The following is a 6,615-nucleotide window of genomic DNA, read 5'->3' on the forward strand; positions in this document are numbered from 1 at the left end:
AATTTACCAACATACTTTGTGTTGACATCTTACAGTCGTCACATTTAAGCCGGCGCTGAATAGTAATTTTGGTTAAGATTCTGCGCGTAATACCTCAAGTGGCGGCCGTGCATAGATCCCGCGGCTGTTAAACATCCCCACAGCTACCGTTAGCGCGGTTACAAGCACAACAGCGGCAAGCATCGTCCCCAGTGCCGGCACAAAGACCGTATCAAAGACAAAAAATGACAGCAACCAGGCGCTTGCCAGGGCGAGCAAAATACCGGTCAGGGCAGCAAACAAGCCCAAAAACAGGTATTCGATTAGCAGAATTTTAATCACCTGCGACCGCGATGCCCCCAATGTCTTCAGCAACACGCTTTCGCTGATGCGCTGGAAGCGGCTTATCGATACCGCGCTGATCAGTACAATGACACCTGTAAGTATGCTGAACAGGGCCGTGAATTCCAGCACAAACGAGATCCGGCTATAGATCGAATCAAAAACCGTCAGGATAAGCTTCAAATCGACTGATGAAACGTTTGGATGCGCGGCCACAATGGCAGATTGCAGTTGGCCGGCCTGCTCATCGCTGTCTGATTTGGTGAGCATCACAAAGAACTGCGGCGCCTCTTCCAACACCCCTTTGGGAAACAGCACAAAGAAATTGGTCTCCATGCGCTGCCAGTCAACTTTCCGCACACTCGAAATTTGCGTTGTAATCGGCACGCCTTGCACATCCCAAACAATTTCGTCGCCCAGGGCAACATTCAGTTCGTTGGAGACATCTTCCTCGATGGATATCGGAATAACATCTGCATCCACTGCGACCTCCCCAACAAACTCCCCTTCCACGAGGGTCTCTGCATCTGAGAGATAATCACGATAACTAGAACGGTACTCGCGGCGATGGGCCCAGGAATATCTTCCGCCAGAGGTGTCAGCTTTGATCTCATCGATTGTACGCCCATTCACCTCAGCGATACGCATCGTGATGATGGGTACCCGATCGATCACGGGCATGGCACGGGCTTCCACAATATTGGTGACTGGCTCCAGTTGGTCTGGTTGGATGTCAAACAAAATCATGTTTGGCCTGTCATCTCCGCCGGCAACCTGAATTTGGTTCAGCAACGTCTGTTGTACAAGAAAGAGCGTTGCAATCAAAAACGTACCGAGCCCAAGCGACAACATCAGAATTACGGTCTGATTGTTCGGTCGAAAGAGGTTCGAAAACCCTTGTCGCCAGGGATAAGGCCACGACGACGGAAAGAATTTGCGGGAGAAAAACACGATACCTTTTGCCACAAGCGCCAGCAATCCGAAAACAACAAAAATGCCGCCGGCATAAGCCAACCCGATTTGCCACATCGGCGCTTGAGCAATCGAGAATCCAAGAATTGCCAGTCCAAGCATGCCATAAATCACATAGCGCCATCCACTTGACGTGACGGTAGCCTCAACAGATTTGCGCAACGTCAGCAAGGGAGATACGTTTTTCACCGACAACAGCGGCAACAACGCAAAAAGCAAGCTAACACCAAGCCCTACCGCCAATCCGATGAGCACAGGAATCCATTTGATACTTACGGTAACTTCAACCGGCAAAAAATCGGCAAGCAATTGGGGCAATAGCCACTGCACGCCGAGTCCGATCAGGCTCCCAAAACAGGCAGCCAGCAATCCCATCGCGGTTGCCTGTACCAGGTAAATGGCAAAAGTAGGCATGGATTGCGCACCAATGCACCGCAATACGGCTACCGTTTCGATACGCTGCTTGATGTACACGTGCACTGCACTCGCGATACCAATCCCTCCTAACAATAGTGCAATGAACCCTACAAGGTTCAGGAAGCGATACAGGTTGGTTAGCCCTTCATTCCACTCGCGCTGCATCTCTGCAATCGTATCAAAACCAACGTTTTGTGCGCGCAATCGAGGCCCGAGGCTTTCCATCATGCCTTCTACATCACGACCGTCATCAAACTTGAAATACACTTCAAAGTCAGCCAGACTCCCCCGCGTAAGCAACAAGGTGTCCATTTCTGCCAGGGGAATGTAGATCCTCGGACTGAGCATCATCATGGCTGCAGATTCCCGTGGCGTCTTGAGCAGTTCGCCGGCGATACGGTACGTACGCGTACCCACTTTAACCGAGTCACCCACAGCAACCCCAAACTGCTCAATCAATTCGCCGTCAACAAGGGCGTCAGCGTTTTCCATATAATTGGCAGCAGCTTCAGGCGGACTGGTTTCAACGGCGCCGTAATATGGAAATGCACCTTCCTGTGCGCGGATCGTTGAGAGCCGTGTGCCCCCATTCTTCGGAAAGTAAGCCATCGACGCAAATGAAACGATACGGGACTGGTCTCCGCCCAACGAGTCAATAATGGCTTCAACTTCATTGCCAAACGGCGAACGGCTTTCAATGCTCAGGTCAGCACCGAGCAGGGTCATGGCCTCTGCATCAACCGCATCTTTCAGGTTTTCCCCAAACGAACTGATGGCTACCAGCGCAGCAACGCCAAGCACCATAGACGAAATGAAGAGCAAAAGCCGGCGCCGGCTTCCCCGGCTATCGCGCCAGGCCATGCCCAGCACCCATCTAATTTTTTGCATCAGGTTCATGAAGTCGCCTCTGTTTTAAGCGAAGAACCATTGGCAACAGCACCAACACCCGTGTAACTGTCAGAAACAACAGCGCCTGCCTTCAGGCGGATCACACGCTGGGTTTGCTCAGCAAGTTCGATGTCGTGTGTTACCACTACAAGCGTTGTCCCGGCAGTTTTATTCAGGTTAAAAAGGAGCGACTCGATCGTTTCCCCGGTCTCTGCATCCAGATTCCCCGTGGGCTCGTCAGCAAAAAGGATGCTTGGCTTATTGATGAATGCTCGCGCAAGGCCGATGCGTTGCTGCTCGCCACCCGAAAGCTGCGCAGGATAATGTGATGCTCGATCAGCCAGCCCTACGCTTTCCAACAATTGCATGCCCCGCGGCCGCACACCAGTATCCCCTCGTAGTTCAGCCGGCACCATGATATTTTCGAGTGCGGTAAGTGTGGGAATCAACTGAAAAGATTGAAAAACAAATCCAACATGCTTGTTGCGCACGCCGGCCCGTTCATCTTCTGATAACGCCTGTAAGTCGATGCCGCACAGTTTCACCCGGCCCGCACTTGGCGCATCAAGGCCGGCACTCAATCCGAGCAGCGTTGTCTTACCGCTTCCGGAAGGGCCAACAATGGCACAGGTTTCGCCTTCATTCAGTGTAAAGGACACGTCAGCCAGTACGGTGAGTTGTGTGTCGCCACTTGGATAGGTTTTGGTTAAATTCTCAACTTCGAGGATTGGTGAGGTCGGCATATTTATGATTTAATTATGGCGTACGCTGGATTCCAGATCAGCAAGAGAAACAGGCAATTAAGAAACCTGGTGTGTAGTATTCTGGTTGAGAAAGCGCAACCTTGCTTTGAGATCCCGCATGATGTCTAAATCTGTTCGAATTTTAGCCTTTATCTTCCTGCTGGTCACCAGTATATCAGCTTGCCAGCAATCCGAAGCGCCTGTAACCGGCAGCGCAGCGGAAGCGGCAGATGTTACACCACCCGCCAACCCCACGGCTTCAGATGCTTCTGATACACCCGAGAACGTATCTACAACCAAATCTATCCTGATATTTGGCGATAGCATAACCGCCGGCTACGGACTGTCAACTGAAGAGGCCTTCCCTGCGCTTATCCAGGAAAAGCTTGATGCCCGTGGCTGGGCATTTACCGTGATAAACGGCGGATTATCGGGCGATACTTCTGCAGGTGGACTGCGCCGCATCAAGTGGATGCTGCGGACCCCGGTTGATGTGTTTGTCCTCGAACTCGGTGGCAATGATGGATTACGCGGTACCCCTCCTGAGGCAACCCGTCAAAACTTGCAGGCCATCATCAACGAAGTAAAAGCAGCCAACAGTGAGACAAAAATCATCCTCGCCGGCATGCAGATTCCGCCCAACCTCGGGCAAGAATACACGGAAGCCTTCAAGGACGTTTTCCCCGATATCGCAGAAGCCAACGATGCAGTATTAATCCCATTTTTACTGGACCGTGTCGGTGGAATTCCCGAATTGAACCTGCCAGATGGCATCCATCCTACGGCTGAAGGCCATAAACTGGTGGCAGAAAATGTGTGGGAGATTCTTGAGCCGCTCCTCATGGAAATGGTTAGCAGGTAGCCTCAAATCTATAATTTCTTGGCTTCAGACGGTTTTTTTGGCGATATTAGGCTATGATTTTTGCATGACTACCGTCTGCCATGATCATTTCAAACGTGACTGTTCATTTTTTTCAGTGGAAACGAATGAAATGGCTCGTCGTTTGTGGCCCTTCATTTAAGCAATGTCGCAATTAAACCCTGCTAACTGCATCAAGTGACGCGGATGTGTAAGCGTGAGCTTGCCCGACAGACTGTACATGGATTCTAAAAAGGATTCAGAAAAAGACCGGATCATACAAACCGTAGATTGTCTTGTTTGTCACGACATACCTAACGTTGGTGAACGCTCTTGCCAACAGTCTTTATAAGCTATCGAACAGCCTTATTTGCAGGCTATCGCATTGTATTCGCCTGTCACACAATCGTAATTTCCCCGGCTTTGCGCGCGCTGCGCGCTGTGAATAGTATATGTCTGACAAACAGGACCAGTCTTTAGAAGATCGTATCGAGCATTTAGAACAGCTCGTCGAGAAGCTTACATATACGATTGAGCGCATGCAAGATCGGATTGGGTCGACTACGCCTTCGCGTCCTCCATTACAGCGTAGCAACCGGCTTGTCCAACCCACATCGCAAGGGTCAAAAGCGCGCCCAGCGGCGGCCGGTAGTCGTTCGAATGCACCGCAACCCAATCCTGCGACTGAAGAAGGCACGCGAAAACCACGTACTGCCCGCCCACTATACGCATTGAATGGTGAAGCGTGGTTAAACAGAATTGGGGTTGGTCTACTTTTTCTTTCTGTTGCTTTTGCAATGAAGTATACGTTTGACCAGCAATGGTTTACCCCCGTACTGCGCGTTATGGCTGGCAGTTTTGTTGGTCTCTTGCTCCTGGCATTGGGCTTACATTTTCACAACACGCGCCGGCGTTTTGGACAAGTTCTCGTAGGAGGCGGCATCGCAACGTTTTACCTTACAGCGTTTGCTGCCTATGAACTCTACCATCTTGTACCTTCCTGGATAGCCTTTGCCGGCATGCTGCTTATTACGGTGCTCTCCTTCCCCCTTGCGGCACGGCGAGATGATTCGATTCTAGCCATACTGGCGACACTTGGCGGCCTTGCAACGCCCTTTATTTTGCAATCCACGGGTGACTATCAGTTTGTATTGGTCTCCTACACGTCGCTTATCCTGGTAGGTGCCGGTGCGATGTATTGGTTCCGAGGATGGCGTAGCCTCTTGTTTGTATCCTTCTTTGGCGCCTGGCTAATCATCCTGTTCTGTTTTTTCCGATTTGGATTTGGGTACCAATCTGTTTTTCAGGAACGATGGACGCTACAAGCCGCCGTTATTCTTGCCTGGGTACTGTTCTGGATGATGCCTGTCATCCGGGGGATGTTACGGGCTTACAACCCGGCCAAATGGCCGGCGCCCCCACCGGTAAAGGCCGTAGGCTACTTCTTTAACCATCCAGCGCTCCCGCTCTCCGTATCAACACCATTGCTCACCATGGCAATGTCTATGCTGATCTGGAATTTCTCAGAAAACCTTTGGGGCTGGATCGCGCTGCTCGCCAGTTCAATTTACGGCTTCTTGTACCTGTACATTCGCGGCAAGGAAAGAAAGGACCTGAATCACCTTGCGCAAATGCAGGGCCTTACGTCTTCCATTTTTCTTACCCTGGGTCTTTATTTGCTCTACAATGGGCACGCACTCCTGGTTGCCTTGCTCGCGCAGGCTGTACTCATCCGCGTCGTTTCGCAGTCGATGAAGGACAAGCTTTTCTCCGTCGCATCGCACACGCTCTTTGCTTTCCTTGGCCTCTGGGTACTGCAACGTTTGGTGATGATACCAACCAGTGGCGCACCATTCGTCAACGCTCCTGGCCTCAGCGAACTGATCGTGATTGCACTAGGCGCCGGCATGACATTCATGCAAGAGCGAAAATGGCTAAAAATCGCCTATCCGATGATCGCCCACTTGCTGTTTCTCGGCTGGCTTTACCGTGAGCCGAGCATCTTGACCAACGGCGAAGCGTTTATCACCGTAGTCTGGGGGATCTATGGCGTTGTCTTGTTCCTCGCAGCCATGCGACAAAACAACCGGTGGCTACGCCTTGCTGCCTTCAGTACGCTGGCGCTCGTTGTGCTCAAGCTATTCCTGGTCGACCTCGACGAAGTGGAACCCCTACTCCGCATCCTGCTGTTCCTCGGCTTTGGTATCGTGTTCATGATGCTCAGCTACATTCTGCCTGGTGTACTCAGAAAGCAGGGCCCCAAAAAGTCTGACAGCAAGCCAAAACAAGCTGCGCCAGAAGCCGAGAAAGAACCCTCAATGCAGAAAGGTTGAGTGACTTTGAGTATTGAACAGCGAACGCTGAATTTCGAATTGTGACACTCACTCGGCAATCGACACTCGGCAATCGACACTC

The 6,615-nt window shown here is 51.3% G+C and carries 4 protein-coding genes; 2 read left to right on the forward strand and 2 right to left on the reverse strand.

All coding sequences use genetic code 11. The annotated features are described in order from the left end of the window. Positions 1-72: 72 nt before the first annotated feature. Complete coding sequence (locus tag AAF564_12785) at positions 73-2,598, reverse strand: FtsX-like permease family protein (protein ID MEM8486420.1); 2,526 nt, start codon at positions 2,596-2,598, stop codon at positions 73-75. A 5-nt stretch (positions 2,599-2,603) separates the two neighbouring features. Further along, positions 2,604-3,341 (reverse strand): ABC transporter ATP-binding protein, encoded by a 738-nt coding sequence (locus tag AAF564_12790; GenBank protein MEM8486421.1) that lies wholly within the window; start codon positions 3,339-3,341, stop codon positions 2,604-2,606. Positions 3,342-3,459: 118 nt separating this feature from the next. Between AAF564_12790 and AAF564_12795 the strand changes: the two genes are divergently transcribed. Then, positions 3,460-4,203 carry an arylesterase gene (locus tag AAF564_12795; GenBank protein MEM8486422.1) on the forward strand — a complete coding sequence of 248 codons (744 nt, stop codon included), beginning with the start codon at positions 3,460-3,462 and terminating at the stop codon, positions 4,201-4,203. A 449-nt stretch (positions 4,204-4,652) separates the two neighbouring features. Continuing rightward, positions 4,653-6,533, forward strand: coding sequence for a DUF2339 domain-containing protein (locus AAF564_12800; protein ID MEM8486423.1), 1,881 nt, complete (start codon positions 4,653-4,655; stop codon positions 6,531-6,533). The last annotated feature ends 82 nt before the right edge of the window (positions 6,534-6,615 follow it).

The organism is Bacteroidota bacterium (assembly GCA_039111535.1).
Lineage (GTDB): Bacteria > Bacteroidota > Rhodothermia > Rhodothermales > JAHQVL01 > JBCCIM01.